This window comes from Mesorhizobium sp. M0522, assembly GCF_040321085.1.
Taxonomy (GTDB): domain Bacteria; phylum Pseudomonadota; class Alphaproteobacteria; order Rhizobiales; family Rhizobiaceae; genus Mesorhizobium.
This window is the reverse complement of the sequence record NZ_JAMYQW010000054.1, coordinates 1-15,652: the sequence shown is the minus strand read 5'-3', so window position 1 is coordinate 15,652 and position 15,652 is coordinate 1. Positions and strand designations below refer to the sequence as shown.

Genomic DNA, 15,652 nt, shown 5'->3' with positions numbered 1-15,652 from the left:
TGTTGCGTCAGCGGTCGCCGAGGAAATCGAAGCCGGTTTCGAAGAAGTGATTGTAGTCGCAGGTCATTTCCTCGCCGGGCGCAATGTCGCGCAAGGCATAGGTCTCCTCCGGCTGCGAGACGTCGCAATTCGGGCTGTCGGCATGGTTCATGTAGCGCGCATCGTCGGCTTCGAAGACGATGTAATTCGGGTCGCGCCGGTCCGGATAGGCGTAGCGGTCGAGATAGGTTCTGACCGGCCCGGTTTCCCGCTCGTAGGCCGCTACCTCGATGCGCCGGTCGTATTTCGGGTCGAGCTTCCAGACCAGCGTGCCGCGGGCAATGTGGTTCTTGGCAAAGACGCCGATGCCCTGGATGGGCGATTTGTCGAGATAGACATCGACGAGCAACATGGCAGATCCCTGGGTGATTGTGTGTTGGCGCGGCTGTGAAAAGGCCGCGCACTGGGTAGCGCGCGGCCTTTGCAATTGCGAGCGGAAAATCAGCTGTGCCTGCCCATTATCCGAAGCCTCGTACGGCTCGTCGCCTGTCGAGACCCTAGCGCTGTTGCAGCGCCAGCCGGATGCCTAAGGCGCAATAGATACCGCCGACAGCCTTGCCTTGCCATCTCAGCACCGTCGGGTTTCGGCGCAGGAATGCACCGAGGCCGCCCGCACCCACGGCGAAAACCACCGTGCTGACGAGGCCCAACAGAACAAAGATGACGCCCAATATCGCCAGTTGAAGCATCACCGATCCGTTTTCAGGCCGCACGAACTGCGGAAGAAATGCGAGGAAGAAAAGCGCGGTCTTGGGATTGAGAACCTCGGTCAAAACAGCCTGCCGAAATGCTTTGGCAGCGGGGATCGCAAGTGCGCCGGCGGCCGGATAGGCCGGCGTTTTCTCGATGATCGCGCGAATGCCGAGATAAATGAGGTAGGCTGCGCCGATGTACTTCACGATGCTGAAAAGCGCCGCCGACGTGGCAATGATCGCCGAAATGCCGACGATCGCCATGGAGGTGTGAACCACGTCGCCGGCCGCGATCCCGGCGCCGGTCGCAATGCCCACCCTGGTTCCGGAACTGGTTGCCCGCGCCACCGTCAGAAGAGTGGCGGGACCCGGGATGAAGACAAAGCCAAGCACAACCGCGACATAAGCTATCAACGTGGCGAGATCGATCATTGGTGGGCTCCGCAACTCTCACCGCCAATGAAGCCACGTCGCGGAACGGAAGGCAATGACCGCTCATCCGCCGATGTTCGCGCCGCAAGCTCGGCCTTGCCAGTCACCTTGAGCCCGAAGGCGTAGGTGAAGGCGATTTCCTCCAGTCTTGAAAACCGGCCGGAGGCGCCGGCATGGCCTGAATCCAGGTTGATCTTGAACAGCACCGGATTTTCACCCGTCTTGCGGTCGCGCAGCCGCGCCGCCCATTTGGCCGGCTCCCAATAGGTGACGCGCGGGTCGGTCAGGCCGGCCAGTGCCAGGATCGGCGGATAGTCGAGTGCGGCGACATTGTCGTAGGGCGAGTAGGCGGCGATGGTCCGGTAATCCTCCGCCGACGCGATCGGATTGCCCCATTCCGGCCATTCCGGCGGCGTCAGCGGCAAGCTGGCGTCGAGCATGGTGGTGAGCACGTCGACGAAGGGAACCTCGGCGACGATGCCGCCGAAGCATTGCGGCGCCATGTTGGCGACCGCGCCCATCAGCATGCCGCCGGCCGAACCGCCTTGCGCAACGATGCGGTCATGCTGTGTATAGCGTTCGGCGACGAGGTGGTGGGCGGCAGCGACAAAATCGGTGAACGTGTTCATCTTGTTCGCCCGCTTGCCGTCGTCGTACCAGCCATAGCCCTTGTCCTTGCCGCCGCGAACATGGGCTATCGCGTAGACAAAGCCGCGGTCGACCAGCGAAAACAGATTGGTGTTGAACGCGGCGGGTACGGCTATGCCGTAAGATCCGTAGCCGTAAAGCAGGCAAGGGGCGGACCCGTCGAGCGGTGTGTCGCGGTGATGGAGGAGCGAGATCGGCACCAGTTCGCCGTCGGCGGCAGGCGCCATCAGCCGGCGCGTGACGTAGTGCTCCGGGTCGTGGCCGGACGGCACTTCCTGGGTCTTGAGCAGCACCCGCTCGCGGGTGCGCATGTTGTAATCGAAGACCTGCGCCGGGGTCGTCATCGACGAATAGGAAAAGCGCATGATCTCGGTGTCGTATTCGTAGGAGCCGGACAGGCCGAGCGAGAAGGCTTCCTCGTCGAAGGAGATCAGGTGCTCCTCGCCGCTCTTGCGGTCGCGCACGACGATGCGCGGCAGGCCTTCCTTGCGCTCGAGCCGGACCATGTGGTCCTTGAAGCCGATCACCGAAAGGATCAGCCGGCCCGCTTCGTGCGGCACCAGTTCCTGCCAATTGGCGCGCACCGGATCATGGGCCGGCGCCGTCATGATCTTGAAGTCCTTGGCGCCGTCGGCATTGGTGAGGATGAAGAAGATGTCGCCGCCTTCCTCGAGTTCGTACTGCAGGCCGGTCTGGCGCGCCGCAACCAGCTTCGGCTCGGCGAACGGATCGTCGGCGCTCATGATACGGTATTCCGAGGTCTCATGGTCGTTGATGCCGATCATGATCCACTCGTTGGAGCGCGTGCCGCCGACATCCATGAAGAAGCCGGGATCAGTCTCCTCGTAAATCAGCCGGTCGTTTTCAGGACCGTCGCCAAGCGCATGGAACAGCACTTTGGAAGGACGGTGGTTGGGGTCGAGGCGGGTGTAGAAAAAACCGTCATTGCCGGCATCCCACACACCGCCGCCGCCGGTGTCCGGGACCCTGTCCGCCAGATCGTTGCCGCCGGCCAGATCGCGGACGCGCAGCGTGTAGAATTCGGAACCCTTGTCGTCGAAGGCCCAGAGCAGCTTGCTGTGGTCGTCCGAATGATCGACGCCGCCCAGGCGGAAATAGGGCTTGCCCTCGGCCTCGGCATCGCCGTCGAGCAATATCCGCTTGTCGCCGCCGTCGCGCGCCGTGCGGAAATAACGCGGCTGCTGGCCGCCAAGCTTGAAGGAGGAGCCGTAGGCGTAAGGTCCGTCCTTCATCGGCACGGAAGAATCGTCTTCCTTGATGCGTCCCTTCATTTCCGCGAAAAGCTGCTTCTGCAGTTGGACCGTATCGGCCATCAGCGCCGCCTGGTAAGCATTCTCGGCTTCGAGGTGGGCGCGGATTTGGCCGTCGAGCAGGGACGGATCCCTGAACATCTCTTGCCAATTGGCGGCCCTCAGCCAGGCATAATCGTCCGTCCGCGTTATGCCGTGATGCGTGTCGAAGATCGGCCGCTTCTCCGGCTGCGGCGGCGTGGCGGTCGGAAACACTGGGGTTCTGGTCATTGCGTCTCGCTGTGGAAGCTACTTGAATGGCGAATGAACACGCCGAGCAGCGCGGGTTCAAGGGCTATGATCTATTGTCGTGGTGGCTCGAGAGGACGGGCTGGAGGAGCGGATAACGAATATTTCTTCTCGGACTGCCGCGGTTCTCGCCGTCGCTGCGATGACCCTGCCAGTGCCGGTCAATCTCATGCAACTGCCTTCGCGGCTTGGCAAGTGGCCGATATGGCTGGGTCTACAGAAATACATTACCCCATTTCAATGACACAGCGCACCGCTCCGGCGACGGCTCGCGAGCAACAGTAACGCTTCGCAACCTATGATTTTACTGAATCCGCCGATCATCCAGGCTGTAATGCCGCCGGCAGGGTCAAGCATCGAACTCTATTTACCTGCTGCCGTTTGTGTAATGGCTGCTTGCCGCGGCGTCAGTCGATGCTGGTCTGACCAGAAAAAATGGCAAAGTTACACTTTGCACGAAAGAGTGAAGCTGAATATGGAAGATTTGACTTGTATCGCTGAATAGACCGAAAGAAGCGAATTGACTTACTTGGCGGACCGGCCCATTAAGATGCCGCGACGCGAATCGCGGAGGCTTTTTCCTGCACAAGTTCGCGCGATGCCCAACTATCGAAATGGGCGCAAACAGAAACAATTCTCGTTGGGGCCTGAACGCCATGGATATTACCGAAACACCTTCCAGAAACAGTGACGCGCTGATCGAGCTCACCGCCGACGTGGTGGCTGCCTATGTCAGCAACAATCCCGTACCGGTCGGCGAACTGCCGAACCTTATCGCCGATGTCCATGCCGCTCTCGGGCGTGTCGGCGGGGCCGCCGAGCAGCCGCCTGCCGACAAGCAGAAGCCGGCGGTAAATCCGAAGCGGTCGGTGCATGACGACTACATCATCTGTCTCGAAGACGGCAAGAAGTTCAAGTCGCTCAAGCGTCACTTGATGACCCACTATGATCTGACGCCCGACCAGTATCGTGAAAAGTGGAACCTGGACCCAAGCTATCCGATGGTTGCGCCCAATTACGCGGCCGCCCGTTCGCAGCTCGCCAAGAAGATGGGTCTCGGCCGCAAGCGCAAGGGACGCTGACAAGCGGCTCTTCCGGTTTGACACTCAAACGGCGCCTGCAGGCGCCGTTTTGTATTAGGGGGTCAAGGTCGAACCCGCCATGCTGCCGGCAACTGCCGTCCGGTCAGGCGGTCTGCTTCAGCGCTGCCTCGGCGTCACGCTTGATGCGCTTGACCATCGAGCGAAGACCATTGGCGCGCTGCGGCGACAGGTGCTCGTCAAGTCCGAGCGCCTTCAATGTGGCCTCTGCGTCGGTCCTCTGGATTTCGCTGGCCGGCCGTCCCGAAAACAGGGCCAGCATGATGGCGACCAGGCCGCGCACGATATGGGCGTCGGAATCGCCCTTGAAGGTGATAACGGGGTCGACACCCCCGCCTTGCTCGGTGGTCAGCCAGACCTGGCTGACGCAGCCGGGCACCTTGTTGGCTTGTATGCGTTGCTCGTCGGGAAACGGCGGCAGCGCTTCACCCAGTTCAATCACATAGCGATAGCGGTCTTCCCACTCGTCGAGCAGGGAAAAGTCGTCGCGGATGGTCTGGATCGTCGTCGTCATTCCCCGGATATAGTCATCCGGCGCTGCCACGTCACGGAAAAAGAGGAGAAACGCCGCAGGTGCCGAGAGCGAGAGCCTTGCGGTTTAGCGATGAATTCGGCCGAAACAGTCTCAGTTCTTCGCCGGCAAGTGCACTTTCGCCGGCAGATCGACTTTCGCCGGCAAGACGATTTCCCCGGGCACGCTACCGGTGGTCGTCACCGCATCGGGTTCAGCGGCCTTGTCGTCCAGCATGGCAGCCGCGATCTTGGCGGTCTCCTTTGCCCGGGCGGTGATGGTGTGCATTGCCGATTTGCCGGTCTCGCACACGTCCGGCTTGCGCTCGCAGATGCCGGCGATATCGCCGACGGCTTCGCGCGCCGCAAACAGCGCCTGGAGCGGCCCGACGCTTTCGCGGCCCGCATCATCGGCGCCGACACCCAGCGGCAGCGCCAGAAGCACCAGCGAAAACCAGAAAGCAGCTCTTATCAGAAAGCCCATCTGTCTGTCCTTTATGACGTCACGCATCCGAACCGCACGACCCTTGTACCGCGATACTGACACAGACGCGCAAAGGACGGCTTGTCCCGAAAGCAACAGTTTTCCTTAAATTTTAGGTAGATTCGAAACGAAGCGTTTTGAAGTTCATTTGCCTCGAACGGCTCAGATTTTATTCAGCAAATGATAACCATGCAACCGATTGTTTTTCATGATCATTTTCTTAATCGGCGACAGTTTGATGCCATCGGTCGTAGGTGCAGGCGCGGGCGGTGTGGATAACGCTCCGTTTACTATGGCGGCAATTGCCCCGGTTTTCCCCGCCGGTATCCCGATATTTGCAGCCTGCCGGGGGACGATCGGCCCAGCCTTATCCATTCCTTAAACGCTGGATGCGAGTTTTGGATCGACAAAAGCCGCCTGCAAAGCAGGGCCGTTCACGACCGGGTGCGTTGAGTTGAGTGCGATCAAGGCCAGATACGCCGAGTTGCCGGGCGCGATAGCCGCCGGTTGCGAACGGATGGTTCATCCGTCCGTGCTCGGCCAGAGCGATCGTCGCCGCCACAGCCGGTTCATTGGCGCCATGCTGGCGGCTCCTTTCTTCAGCGCGGGTGCAGCGGTGACGCTGGTCACGTCGGGCATGGGCGCGGCCCTGACTGTGGCTGCCATCTTTGCGGCGTTCGGCCTTTGCTGGTTCGCCGCCCTGCTGGTGGCTGCATCGGGCAAGATGACCCTGGCCGGCCAACTCGCCTTGATCGTCGGCAGCGTTGCCCTCGGTGCCCTTATCGCTGCCGCCGGCGGTGTGGCCTCGCCGGTTGCCTTGCTCGGGGTGGCGCTGCCGTTTGAAGCGTGGTGGATCGGCCAGTCGCGCCGTGCCGTGATCTGGGGCGCCATATCGGCCTTTGTCGCAGTCTTGCTGCAGCCTTTAGCCGGTTCCGTCTTGCCGCTCGGCCAGACCGAAATCGCCGCATGGCACTGGCTAGTGCCGTTGGCCTGGGCGCTCACGCTCATTCCGCGTGTCGCTTCACTTCGTGCCACCGCCAGCGCTCAGCTTGATCCGGCCGGCAGCCACCGGCTCGAAGACCTGATCGACGCCGTCGTGCTGCGAATCGCTGCGCATGGTGAGGTTCTGGACGCCTCGGCTAAGGCACGCACGATGCTGAGGCTGCCACCGGAGCTGCTTTTCGGCACCGGACTTTTCGATCGCATCCATCTGTCCGACCGCGTCCCGTATCTCAGTGCGCTGGCCGATATGCGCGATGGCGCCCTGTCGCGCCGGCTCGACCTTCGCGTACGGCTGCCGCAGAGCAGCGGCGTGACGGCCGACAATTACCGGCCGTTCTCGCTCGAGATGATGCGCGCGCCGGGGCAGGAGACTGTCTTCACGCTTCTTCTGTGCGAGAACGACGAACTGGCCGGACTGCGCCAGGAGCTTGCCGCTGCCAATGAGGCGGCTGCCTCCGCCGAGGTGGCGAAAGGACGTTTCCTTGCCGTCGTCAGCCATGAGTTGCGCACCCCGCTCAATGCCATCATCGGCTTTTCCGACATGTTGCTGCACGAGATGTTCGGCAGCTTCAAGGATCCGCGCCAGAAGGAATATGTCGGGCTGGTCAGGGATTCGGGCCAGCACCTGCTTGCCGTCGTCACCTCGATACTCGACGTATCGCGGATCGAATCGGGCGCCTACGCGACCGAACCGGAACCGTTCCGCTTCCGCGAAGCGGTCGAGATGTGCCAGTCCATGATGCGCCTGCAAGCCGAGGCAAAGGCTATCGATCTGCAGGCCCAGATCGCGCCGGACGCAGGCGAAATAAATGCCGACCGTCGCGCCGTGCAGCAGATCCTGATCAATCTCGTCTCTAACGCGATCAAGTTCACGCCCGAAAGCGGCAATGTCGTCATCGGCGCCAAGCGCATCGGCTCGCGGCTGCATTTCTGGGTCCGGGACACCGGCATCGGCATCGCCGAGGAAGACTTCGTCAATCTCGGCAAGCCGTTCATGCAGATCCAGAACGACTATACCCGCCGTTTCGAAGGCACAGGCCTCGGGCTCTCGCTGGTGAAGGGGCTGGTGGCGCTGCACGAGGGCACAATGTCGATCGAAAGCATGCCGGGCGAGGGCACTACGGTGACGATCAGCCTTCCCGTGAACGGGCCGACAGGCCGTTCGAAGGAGAAGACCGGCGTGGTGCCGATGTCCGCAGTCAAAGCCAAGGCGGACGGTGGCAAAGGGGAGAGCAATGGGTCGCTCCGCAAAACAGCCTAGGGCGGTCAAACGCCGCGGCAATGCCTTCGAGCACGGAGCGATGGCGCTGGGCAGCCTGATCTCGCGCAATCCTGTTGTGGTCGGCGGCTCCACCGCGTTCCTGGTGACGCTGTTCTACGTCTCGGCGAACGCGCTTTGGTACCAGCCTTTTCCGCATGCCGGCGCGTTTTTCGCCACCAGGAGTATCGAGCGCTTTCCGCGGGCGGACAGCGACGAGCCCGAAACTACCATCAATATCGTGCGTCCGGCCGCTGCGCCGATCAAGAGCGACCCGGTCGTCGAGCAGGTCCAGGGCATATTGAAGGATCTCGATTTCTATGCCGGCACCGTCGACGGGATTCCCGGACCGAATACGCGCAAGGCCATCCAGGCCTATCAGCAGAAGGTCGGATTGAATGCCTCCGGCGAGATCGACAGCGTCCTGCTGGATCAACTGGGCGCCACGCCAAAGACCGCGGCCGTGGTGCCGCATCCGGTGCCGCGGCCGGTCGAAACGGCCGCTGTTCCAGCCGCCATTCCGGTGTCCGCACCGGCAAATGCGACGGCGCCGGATCCCCGCATCGTCAAGATCCAGGCCGGACTGAAGGCGTTCGGCAATGACGACATGCAATTGGACGGCGTCGTCGGCGCACGCACCAAGGCCGCGATCAAGGAATTCCAGGCGCTGTTCGGCCTGCCCGAGACCGGCGAGCCCGACGAGATCGTCTACGTCAAGATGCGCGAGATCGGCCTGACCAACTAAGGGTCGAAACGGCCGCTCGCCGATCGCCTGGCAAAGACCGGTTACGGTCTTCCGGCCAATGCTGTAAGGACCGCCGCATGTCCAGGACTTCTCCATGCGGGTAACCACCGATCTGTGGGTGTCGGCGCTGTTGCGCCGGGTTTTCAGCGCCGGCGGCTTTGCCGCCGTGGTCAAGCGCGGCGCGACGGAAGCCGGCGCGGTTTTCGTGCTGGCGCGGGGCAGGCTGGGGGGGATAGCGCTATTCGGGCCGGCGCCGCAGACGAGTTACGATTCAGCCAGGCCGGACGACCGTTTTTTCAGCCTGCTTGGCGAAGGCGACGATGCCGCCATCTTCGACGCGCGGCTGGAGCGCGAGAAGAGATTCGATCCGGATATCTGGGTGGTCGAGATCGAGGCGGGCGCCATTCCCGTCGAGGAGCTTATCTCGGTCAAGGCGTCGTAACGGCAAGCCTCAGATGCGACGCGCCTTTGGGCTGGCGGTCATATCGGCGCTGTTCGGCTTGCGCAGGTCGGCGTTTGCGGCGACGCGCCCGGGCTTGCGAACGATTTTCGACACGGTGTCGGCCTTCCAGCCGCGGAGCCTGTCCAACGCCGCGTCGCGGTGCAGCAGGCGGTAGCGGTCGAGGAAGATGCGGATCGCCTGCGGGTGCGGAAACTCGGTCGGATAGATGGCGGCCGTGATCAGGAACGCCTTGTCTTCGCTGAGGTCGAGCGCGCGCAAGGCGGCCAGAAGCGGTGTGTAATTGTGGCTCGCGGTGAGCGTCCGCGCCGTTGAAAAATCGACTTCGAGCGCATCGGCGAGCGCTGTCTGGAAGAATGCCGCATTGCCGGTCAGCGCGGTCTCGCGCAGCTTGACGTAGGTTTGCGGCGCGACGAACGGACCGATGGCGGTGCAGCTCTCGCGCATCATGGATCGCAACCGCCGCCGTACAGTTTCGGCGACATCGGAAGCCTCTTGCCTGTTGACCTCGCCCGCAACCACTTCGGCGTTTTCGGACGCGGCTTTGGCGGTTGTTTCCGGCTGCTGCTGCGACCGCACCAGCGTCGGCCTTTCGAGCACTTTGATGAGATCCGCGATCGTTTGATTGAGATCCTTGCGGCGGGCAATGGCACGGGCATGCGGCAGGCCGTGACGTCCGATCAGCGCGATCAGGTCGACGTCGCTGAGGGCGCGCGAGCGGATGAGCAGCGGCGCGGCGATATCGACCCGCTCCTGGCAAAGCCGCCGCACCAGCGCGGCGGGCGCATATTCGCATTCGGAAAGGGCTGCCGCGACGTAGCGGCGCGATTCGACCGAGACATTCTCGAACAGCGGCAGCGTCAGGTCTTCGAGCTGCGCGATTTCCCGGCGCGAAGGGCGGGTGAGCGAGCAGAACGCCGATACCGCGGCGCGAAACAGCCTTTCGGCCTTTCCCGATTCAGCTCCTGCTGCGATTTGCCTGAAATCCGAAGCTGACACGAAGGATACGCCCGACACTCGACACGATCTGGACAGCGCTCTGCCGGGCTGTACCGGTTTCGCGTTTCCCAAGAACAAAGATCAATTTAGCGGCGATCCGTTAGCGCTCCGTTAACCTACTGCCTTCTTAATCGACTATGGAGGCGTTGCGTTGTGCTCCGGGGCAACCGAGAGGAATACGCGAACCATGGGCATGGTACTGTCTTTCGTGCCGCGAACGGCGGCAACCAATCGAGCACAACAAGCCGCGCCGGCGGCAGTGATCATCTTTCCCGGGGTGCGCTACGAGCAGCGGCCGCTGACGGGCGAAACGCGGCCGGCCGGCGGCCCCGACAAGCCGGGACTTTCAGGAACATTGCCGGTACCGCATCACTGAGCATCGGAACCGGCTTAAAAATCCTGCAGTTCGCAGGAACTCTGTTCGAGAAACCGCGAGACGATCGGCTTCCAGCTGTCGTCGGGCACGAACGAACGGATGACGAATACGCCTTCCTCTATCGGCGCCTCGACGAAGATGGCCCCTTGCAGTTCCTCGGGAAGATCCTTGCGGACCTCGATCATCTGGGCCGGCGTCAGCACAACGGTGTCGAGCATGCCTGCGGTCGCGCTGTGGTCGTTGAACGAGTAGATGTTGTGGCCGCCGCGGTCATAGACCGATATCGACCAGAATGGCACCTTGCCCGGCGCCTTGACCCGCACCATCCCCTCGGCAAGGTCGAAGCGGCATGCCGCCGCATAAAACAGCGGATCGACCGATTTCACCACCGGCGCGCCGCCGGCTTCCGCGTCGAGCCTGGTCATCTTGTAGAGATCCGAAGCCATGGCCAATCGCGACCAGGCGTCGCGTTCGGAGAACTCGGGGACGAGCAGCAGCACGATGATGTGCACGATGCCGGCGCCGAGCAGGCCGAGCAGCACGGCATGCAGCAGGCTACGCATTGCAGCCGACCTTCTGGATCTGCGGCAGCATGACGTCCGAGAGACCGGTGCTGCTGGCGATCGGCGTGTCGTAGAACGTGAGCACCAAGTACATCTTGCCGGCGCCGCTGGTCAGCAGCCAGTTGCCGGGCGCAGGGCGGCTGCCGACGGAAATGACCACCGAATTGTCGGCCTGGCGCAGCACTTGATAGGACTGCAGCGCAGCCGGCCTCGGCTTGCCGGTCTCGACCACGCCAAGCGACTGGTCGGCGGCATAAAGCGTCCAGAACCGGGCGGTGGGAAAGCCGCCCGCAATCTTGTAGGCACATTGCCGCTTGAGCTGTTCGCCGCCGGAATCGCGCTCGGCGATGAAGGACAGTCCTTCCGCCTGTCCGAGCGCCAGCACGCCTTCGCGAGCCACGCGGGCCTTCGAATAGGGATCTGCCGTCGGCGTGCCGATATCGGGGAAGGCGGTCCATTGGCCGATCCTGATGGCGCCGACGCCATCCTGCAGCTTCAGTGCATACCAGACGCTGCCGCCACCGCCGACGACGGCGATGGCAAGCGAAAGCAGTGTCAGGAAGGCGTTCTTGAGCATGAGGAGGCAGGGAACCGAAGGCCGGGAATGAAAGATTGCCGCTCGGGGATATCGCGGCGCAGGGCCTTGTGGCAAGCGGCCCCGCGCAATTGGCCGTCACAGCGCCGACAGGGTCTCCGGCGCAGCGGGCGCGTCGAGCACGGGTGCCGCCTGGAACAGCCTGGTCAGTTCCTTCAGGGTCTGGGTGGTCCGGCTGGACAGCACCGGCGGACGCTCGGCGGCGGCATCGGCAGCTGCCTGTTCGGCGTTCTTCTTTTCCGCTTCCTTGGCCTTGGCGGCGATTTCGGCATCGACGAAGGGGTGATCGAGGCCGGGGATCGGTCTGAGGTCGATATTCTGGTGCGCATAGAGCATCAGGCGCTGCCACACCATGGCCGGCAGCGTGCCGCCGGTCATCTTGTTGGTCGCGGTGAAGTCGTCATTACCGAGCCAGACGGCGGCCGTGTAGTTGCCGGTAAAGCCGACAAACCAGGCATCGCGGTAGGACTGGGTCGTGCCGGTCTTGCCGGCGACGACGATGTTTGGAAGGGCTGCGCGCCGGGCCGTGCCGATCACCGGCACCGCCGCCAGCATGGTGTTCATGTATTTGAGCGCCAGCTCCGACAGCACCCGATGCGGCGGCGGCGCATCCTTGGCGAAGTCGTAGACCACCTCGCCGGTACGGGTGAAGAGTTGGCTGACGCCGTGCCGGGTTCCGGCAAAGCCGTTCTGGGCAAACACGCTGTAACCCGTCGCCTGGTCCATCACGGTCATGCCCGACGTGCCGAGCACCATGGTCTTGTGCGATTCAAGCGGCGACTCGACGCCCATCGCCTCGGCCATCGCCTTGATCGGCTTGATGCCGAGATAATCCTTGGCCAGCCGCACCGGCACCGTATTGATCGATTTGGCCATCGCCGTGATCAGCGTGACGTTGCCGGCCGACCCGCCATTGTAATTGTGGGGCGACCAACTGCCCCAGGAGATGGGTCCGCCGGAAACCACCGAATCCGGCGTGAAGCCATGCTCCATCGCCGTCGCATAGACATAGGGCTTGAACGAGGAGCCGGTCTGGCGAAGCGCCTTGATGGCGCGGTTGAACTGGCTGGCGCCGTAGTCGCGGCCGCCGACGATCGCTCTGACCGCGCCATTGGTCTCGATGACGACGATGGCGCCCTCGGTGACGTTGTATTCCTTGCCGAACTGGCGGAGGTGGAACTCCATCGATTCTTCGGCCGCCTTCTGGATGTTGGCATCGAAGGTGGTGTGGGCGACAAGCGAGTGCGGGCCGCCTTTGGCGGCGATCTTCTTGACCTCGTCGAAGGCCCAGTCGAGGTAATAGTCGGGGCTCTTCTGCTCGCCGCGGTCGACGATTTCGGCCGGGTGCAGCCTTGCCTGCAGCACCTGGCCTTCGGTCATGAAGCCGGAATCGACCAGATTGGACAGCACCACGTTGGCCCGCGCCCGGGCGGCGGGCAGGTTTATGTGCGGCGCATATTTGGTCGGCGCCTTGAACAGGCCGGCCAGCATCGCCGCCTCGGCAAGGTTCAGGTCCTTGACGCTCTTGCCGAAATAGAAATCGGCTGCCGCCTCAATGCCGAAGGTGCCGCCGCCCATATAGGCGCGGTCGAGGTAAAGCTGCAGGATTTCCTTCTTCGACAGATTGGCTTCGAGCCACAGCGACAGGAACGCTTCCTTGATCTTGCGCTCGAACGTCCGCTCATTGGTCAGGAACAGGTTCTTGGCCAGCTGCTGGGTGATGCTCGAGCCACCCTGGACGACGGAATTGGCCCGTACGTTCTCGAATATGGCTCGCGACAGGCCGAGCACATCGATGCCGTAATGGTCGAAGAAACGGCGGTCTTCGGTCGCCAGCACCGCCTTGATGACATGGTCGGGCATCTCGTCGACCGGCACCGAATCGCGCTGGATGATGCCGCGCTGGCCGATCTCGTTGCCGTAGCGGTCGAGGAAGGTGACGGCGAAGTCGCCTTGCGTGCGCCAGTCGCCGGCGGTTATCTGGAAGGCCGGCAAGGCTAGCGCCAAAAGGACGACGATGCCGCCGGCACCGAGCGTAAAGCCTTCACTCACCAGTTCGATCAGGCCGCGGCGCCAGCCGCCGACGCGGAAACGCCGCGAGAAGATGGTCGCCGCCTCCCAGAACTGGCGCGCCCTGAAGCCGATTTCGTAGACCGAGGAATCGATCCACGCATCCACCGCCAGCAGCCTTGCGGCGACCGAACCTCTTCTCTTGCGTGGTTCCAAAGGACTGGCCATTCCAGGATCCGGCTGCGGCGATGCCGCCAACTGAGAAACCGCATGCCGGCAATTTCAGGGAGGCGCGCCTTTCAAGACTATTCGTCCATTTTGGTGCTGCCTACAAGGGCGATGAAGATAGGGGCGATGAAGATAAGGGCGATGAAGATAAGGACGATGAAGACATAACCGGCGGTTCGTCGAGGGGAGGACGGCTCCCGCGAGACGTCAGCGCAGGATGTTGGCTGCCCTGCGCGAGTAGGGTGTCGTCGAGCTGGGCGAGCATGAACGCCGCTACGTCGGCCCGCGCCAGTGTCGGCAGCAACGACGCCGACCGGATGCCATTGCCGTGGCGAAATTCACCCGTTGCCGCCCCATTGCTCAGCTTGGGGGGCCGCACGATGGTCCAGTCGAGATTGGATTGAACGATCAGGCTTTCCTTCACTTCGTGGTCCGCCACCTCATGGCGCAGCACCAATGGCGCGATGATGTTGCCCAACAGGGCGCCTAGTTGCCGCCGGCTGTCGCGAACTCCAAGGAATGAAAGATAGATGAGCCGTTCGGGGCCGGCCTGCTGCATCGCCGCGACGATGAAGCCGATGCCGGCAACGACGGCCGGATCGCGTTTCAGCGGCACGCCCACCCCAAGACAGCTGAAAACCGCATCATTCCCGACAACGGCGCGTTCGACCGCCTCCCGATCGGCGACATTTCCGACGATCACCTTCAGATTTTCGTGGCTGATGGCAAGCTTGCCCGGCGTGCGGACGAAGGCGGTCACCGCATGGCCCTTTGCCAATGCCTCCGAGACAAGCACACGGCCGGTCGCACCGGAAGCACCAAAGATCAGCAGTTTCATTGTCCGCTCCTGGAAACCGTTAGCCCGGCTTACGCCCGGCGACGAAGGCGACAGGCGCCCCGGTCGGGCCGGGCAGCAACCGGCTGTCGGCATAGCCGCTCTGATCGATCAGGTCCTGGGCTGCGCCCTTTTCAAAGACCGTGCCGCCCCACATTGTGGTGCGGAAGCGGGCGAGGGCGTCTCCCAGTGCATCCGGTCCAGGATTGACCATTGCCAGCAGCAGCCAGCCGCCGGGCCGCAACGCGGCGTGGCTGCGCTTGACGATGGCCCTGACATCCGGCTCGGGGATGAAGGCGCTTGGTACGAAAACAAGGTCGAACGCGGCCGTGTCCGCGATATCCTGGCCCAGCCCGGTGCGCAGTTCGATGCGATGTTCGAGCCCGGCTGCCCTGACGTTGGCAGCGGCCTGCGCGATGGCTTCAGGCAGGGGATCGACACCGACCGCCTTCAGGCCGGGCCATTGCCGCAGCATCGACACCGACAGGGCGCCGACGCCGACGCCGATATCCAGGAAGGCTGCGCCCGGTGCGGCGAGCCTCTCCAGCAAACCGGCCAGTTGTGGCGCGATCAGCCGCTTCAGCAACGCCGGGAAGCCAGATGAAACGTCGCCGAAGGCCTGGCGTAAACGGGCTTCCAGGGCCTCGACGCTTTCGGAGGAGCGCGACAGCAGCTTGCCACCTGAAAGCAGGTCGACCCGGATGCTGGCCAGCACCGGCGTAAGTTCGATGACGCCAGCACTTGCCACGACGTCGGAGGCGCCGAGTTCGGCAAGGACGGCCCCTGTGCGCCGGGCCACACTGCCCTCGAGTGGCGTGCCGGAAATACGCGCCTCCATCGCCAAACCGAGCGCCACCAACGCATTGGCCGACGTCGCGTGCCGCGCCACCATCGTTCGCAAACCTTCGATATCCATCGATCGCTTCCCTGAATTGGATCAGGCCTATTCTCGCGCGGACGTCAAATTCAGGCGATTTGCAATTTCCGCGCATGCTTGTGCAAAACTGCACAGGTGCGCGGCGAGGAATTGATCTAGACGTCATGTTCCGAGGCGGAGAACGGTGGCCCGCCCTTTCGTGCGATTAAAAGACGAGGGTTGCTCGGATGGGCCGAGCCG

16 protein-coding genes are annotated in these 15,652 nt (G+C 62.9%); 5 read left to right on the top strand and 11 right to left on the bottom strand.

The genetic code is table 11. From position 1 onward, the window contains the following. Positions 1 to 7 precede the first annotated feature (7 nt). The 3 genes from NKI58_RS32455 to NKI58_RS32445 all read right to left on the bottom strand — a co-directional run bounded on the left by NKI58_RS32455 (position 8) and on the right by NKI58_RS32445 (position 3,352). Positions 8 to 391: an SET domain-containing protein gene (locus tag NKI58_RS32455; protein ID WP_352449057.1), complete on the bottom strand. Its 384-nt coding sequence runs from the start codon at positions 389 to 391 to the stop codon at positions 8 to 10. A gap of 145 nt (positions 392 to 536) precedes the next feature. Next, positions 537 to 1,163 carry a LysE family translocator gene (locus NKI58_RS32450; protein WP_352789339.1) on the bottom strand — a complete coding sequence of 209 codons (627 nt, stop codon included), beginning with the start codon at positions 1,161 to 1,163 and terminating at the stop codon, positions 537 to 539. Next, positions 1,160 to 3,352 carry a S9 family peptidase gene (locus tag NKI58_RS32445; protein ID WP_352789336.1) on the bottom strand — a complete coding sequence of 731 codons (2,193 nt, stop codon included), beginning with the start codon at positions 3,350 to 3,352 and terminating at the stop codon, positions 1,160 to 1,162. The genes NKI58_RS32450 and NKI58_RS32445 overlap by 4 nt, the downstream gene beginning before the upstream one ends. A gap of 674 nt (positions 3,353 to 4,026) precedes the next feature. Here NKI58_RS32445 and NKI58_RS32440 point away from each other — a divergent pair. Beyond that, positions 4,027 to 4,452 carry a Ros/MucR family transcriptional regulator gene (locus tag NKI58_RS32440; protein WP_023677844.1) on the top strand — a complete coding sequence of 142 codons (426 nt, stop codon included), beginning with the start codon at positions 4,027 to 4,029 and terminating at the stop codon, positions 4,450 to 4,452. Between the two features lie 103 nt (positions 4,453 to 4,555). On the opposite strand, the gene NKI58_RS32435 is transcribed toward NKI58_RS32440, so the two are convergent. Both NKI58_RS32435 and NKI58_RS32430 read right to left on the bottom strand, forming a co-directional pair. Beyond that, a complete protein-coding gene (locus NKI58_RS32435; RefSeq protein ID WP_023677843.1) occupies positions 4,556 to 4,984 on the bottom strand; it encodes a SufE family protein in 429 nt (142 codons plus the stop codon). A 111-nt stretch (positions 4,985 to 5,095) separates the two neighbouring features. Continuing rightward, on the bottom strand, positions 5,096 to 5,464 hold the full coding sequence (locus NKI58_RS32430; protein WP_352789332.1) for a DUF5330 domain-containing protein: 369 nt from the start codon (positions 5,462 to 5,464) through the stop codon (positions 5,096 to 5,098). 517 nt (positions 5,465 to 5,981) lie between these two features. Here NKI58_RS32430 and NKI58_RS32425 point away from each other — a divergent pair. From NKI58_RS32425 to NKI58_RS32415, 3 genes are all read left to right on the top strand, one after another. After that, on the top strand, positions 5,982 to 7,727 hold the full coding sequence (locus tag NKI58_RS32425) for a sensor histidine kinase (RefSeq protein ID WP_352789350.1): 1,746 nt from the start codon (positions 5,982 to 5,984) through the stop codon (positions 7,725 to 7,727). Then, positions 7,702 to 8,469, top strand: coding sequence for a peptidoglycan-binding domain-containing protein (locus tag NKI58_RS32420; RefSeq protein WP_352591633.1), 768 nt, complete (start codon positions 7,702 to 7,704; stop codon positions 8,467 to 8,469). The genes NKI58_RS32425 and NKI58_RS32420 overlap by 26 nt, the downstream gene beginning before the upstream one ends. A 94-nt stretch (positions 8,470 to 8,563) precedes the next feature. After that, complete coding sequence (locus NKI58_RS32415; RefSeq protein WP_352591636.1) at positions 8,564 to 8,911, top strand: DUF1491 family protein; 348 nt, start codon at positions 8,564 to 8,566, stop codon at positions 8,909 to 8,911. 9 nt (positions 8,912 to 8,920) lie between these two features. Here NKI58_RS32415 and NKI58_RS32410 read toward each other — a convergent pair whose 3' ends face one another. Continuing rightward, positions 8,921 to 9,928, bottom strand: coding sequence for a DUF2336 domain-containing protein (locus tag NKI58_RS32410; RefSeq protein WP_352591639.1), 1,008 nt, complete (start codon positions 9,926 to 9,928; stop codon positions 8,921 to 8,923). A gap of 187 nt (positions 9,929 to 10,115) precedes the next feature. Here NKI58_RS32410 and NKI58_RS32405 point away from each other — a divergent pair, with 187 nt between their 5' ends. Next, positions 10,116 to 10,304, top strand: a complete 189-nt coding sequence (locus NKI58_RS32405) for a hypothetical protein (RefSeq protein WP_352708733.1) — start codon at positions 10,116 to 10,118, stop codon at positions 10,302 to 10,304. 14 nt (positions 10,305 to 10,318) lie between these two features. On the opposite strand, the gene NKI58_RS32400 is transcribed toward NKI58_RS32405, so the two are convergent. The 5 genes from NKI58_RS32400 to NKI58_RS32380 all read right to left on the bottom strand — a co-directional run bounded on the left by NKI58_RS32400 (position 10,319) and on the right by NKI58_RS32380 (position 15,451). Further along, the gene (locus NKI58_RS32400; RefSeq protein WP_352471000.1) at positions 10,319 to 10,867 is read right to left on the bottom strand and encodes a DUF1254 domain-containing protein; all 549 of its coding nucleotides are present in this window, start codon (positions 10,865 to 10,867) and stop codon (positions 10,319 to 10,321) included. Further along, positions 10,860 to 11,444, bottom strand: coding sequence for a DUF1214 domain-containing protein (locus tag NKI58_RS32395; protein WP_352591642.1), 585 nt, complete (start codon positions 11,442 to 11,444; stop codon positions 10,860 to 10,862). Before NKI58_RS32395 ends, NKI58_RS32400 begins: the two co-directional genes overlap by 8 nt. Positions 11,445 to 11,540: 96 nt before the next feature. Further along, the gene (locus NKI58_RS32390) at positions 11,541 to 13,700 is read right to left on the bottom strand and encodes a transglycosylase domain-containing protein (RefSeq protein ID WP_352789328.1); all 2,160 of its coding nucleotides are present in this window, start codon (positions 13,698 to 13,700) and stop codon (positions 11,541 to 11,543) included. 100 nt (positions 13,701 to 13,800) lie between these two features. Beyond that, a complete protein-coding gene (locus NKI58_RS32385) occupies positions 13,801 to 14,538 on the bottom strand; it encodes an NAD(P)-dependent oxidoreductase (protein ID WP_352789326.1) in 738 nt (245 codons plus the stop codon). 19 nt (positions 14,539 to 14,557) lie between these two features. Continuing rightward, entirely contained in the window at positions 14,558 to 15,451 is an 894-nt protein-coding gene (locus tag NKI58_RS32380; protein WP_352708731.1) for a class I SAM-dependent methyltransferase, read from the bottom strand. Positions 15,452 to 15,652 lie beyond the last annotated feature (201 nt).

What these genes read in the sequence shown, in the direction of transcription:
- NKI58_RS32455 (WP_352449057.1), bottom strand. Translation starts at nt 391, where the DNA reads ATGTTGCTCGTCGATGTCTATCTCGACAAATCGCCCATCCAGGGCATC.
- NKI58_RS32450 (WP_352789339.1), bottom strand. Translation starts at nt 1,163, where the DNA reads ATGATCGATCTCGCCACGTTGATAGCTTATGTCGCGGTTGTGCTTGGC.
- NKI58_RS32445 (WP_352789336.1), bottom strand. Translation starts at nt 3,352, where the DNA reads ATGACCAGAACCCCAGTGTTTCCGACCGCCACGCCGCCGCAGCCGGAG.
- NKI58_RS32440 (WP_023677844.1), top strand. Translation starts at nt 4,027, where the DNA reads ATGGATATTACCGAAACACCTTCCAGAAACAGTGACGCGCTGATCGAG.
- NKI58_RS32435 (WP_023677843.1), bottom strand. Translation starts at nt 4,984, where the DNA reads ATGACGACGACGATCCAGACCATCCGCGACGACTTTTCCCTGCTCGAC.
- NKI58_RS32430 (WP_352789332.1), bottom strand. Translation starts at nt 5,464, where the DNA reads ATGGGCTTTCTGATAAGAGCTGCTTTCTGGTTTTCGCTGGTGCTTCTG.
- NKI58_RS32425 (WP_352789350.1), top strand. Translation starts at nt 5,982, where the DNA reads ATGGTTCATCCGTCCGTGCTCGGCCAGAGCGATCGTCGCCGCCACAGC.
- NKI58_RS32420 (WP_352591633.1), top strand. Translation starts at nt 7,702, where the DNA reads ATGGGTCGCTCCGCAAAACAGCCTAGGGCGGTCAAACGCCGCGGCAAT.
- NKI58_RS32415 (WP_352591636.1), top strand. Translation starts at nt 8,564, where the DNA reads ATGCGGGTAACCACCGATCTGTGGGTGTCGGCGCTGTTGCGCCGGGTT.
- NKI58_RS32405 (WP_352708733.1), top strand. Translation starts at nt 10,116, where the DNA reads ATGGGCATGGTACTGTCTTTCGTGCCGCGAACGGCGGCAACCAATCGA.
- NKI58_RS32400 (WP_352471000.1), bottom strand. Translation starts at nt 10,867, where the DNA reads ATGCGTAGCCTGCTGCATGCCGTGCTGCTCGGCCTGCTCGGCGCCGGC.
- NKI58_RS32395 (WP_352591642.1), bottom strand. Translation starts at nt 11,444, where the DNA reads ATGCTCAAGAACGCCTTCCTGACACTGCTTTCGCTTGCCATCGCCGTC.
- NKI58_RS32390 (WP_352789328.1), bottom strand. Translation starts at nt 13,700, where the DNA reads ATGGCCAGTCCTTTGGAACCACGCAAGAGAAGAGGTTCGGTCGCCGCA.
- NKI58_RS32385 (WP_352789326.1), bottom strand. Translation starts at nt 14,538, where the DNA reads ATGAAACTGCTGATCTTTGGTGCTTCCGGTGCGACCGGCCGTGTGCTT.
- NKI58_RS32380 (WP_352708731.1), bottom strand. Translation starts at nt 15,451, where the DNA reads ATGGATATCGAAGGTTTGCGAACGATGGTGGCGCGGCACGCGACGTCG.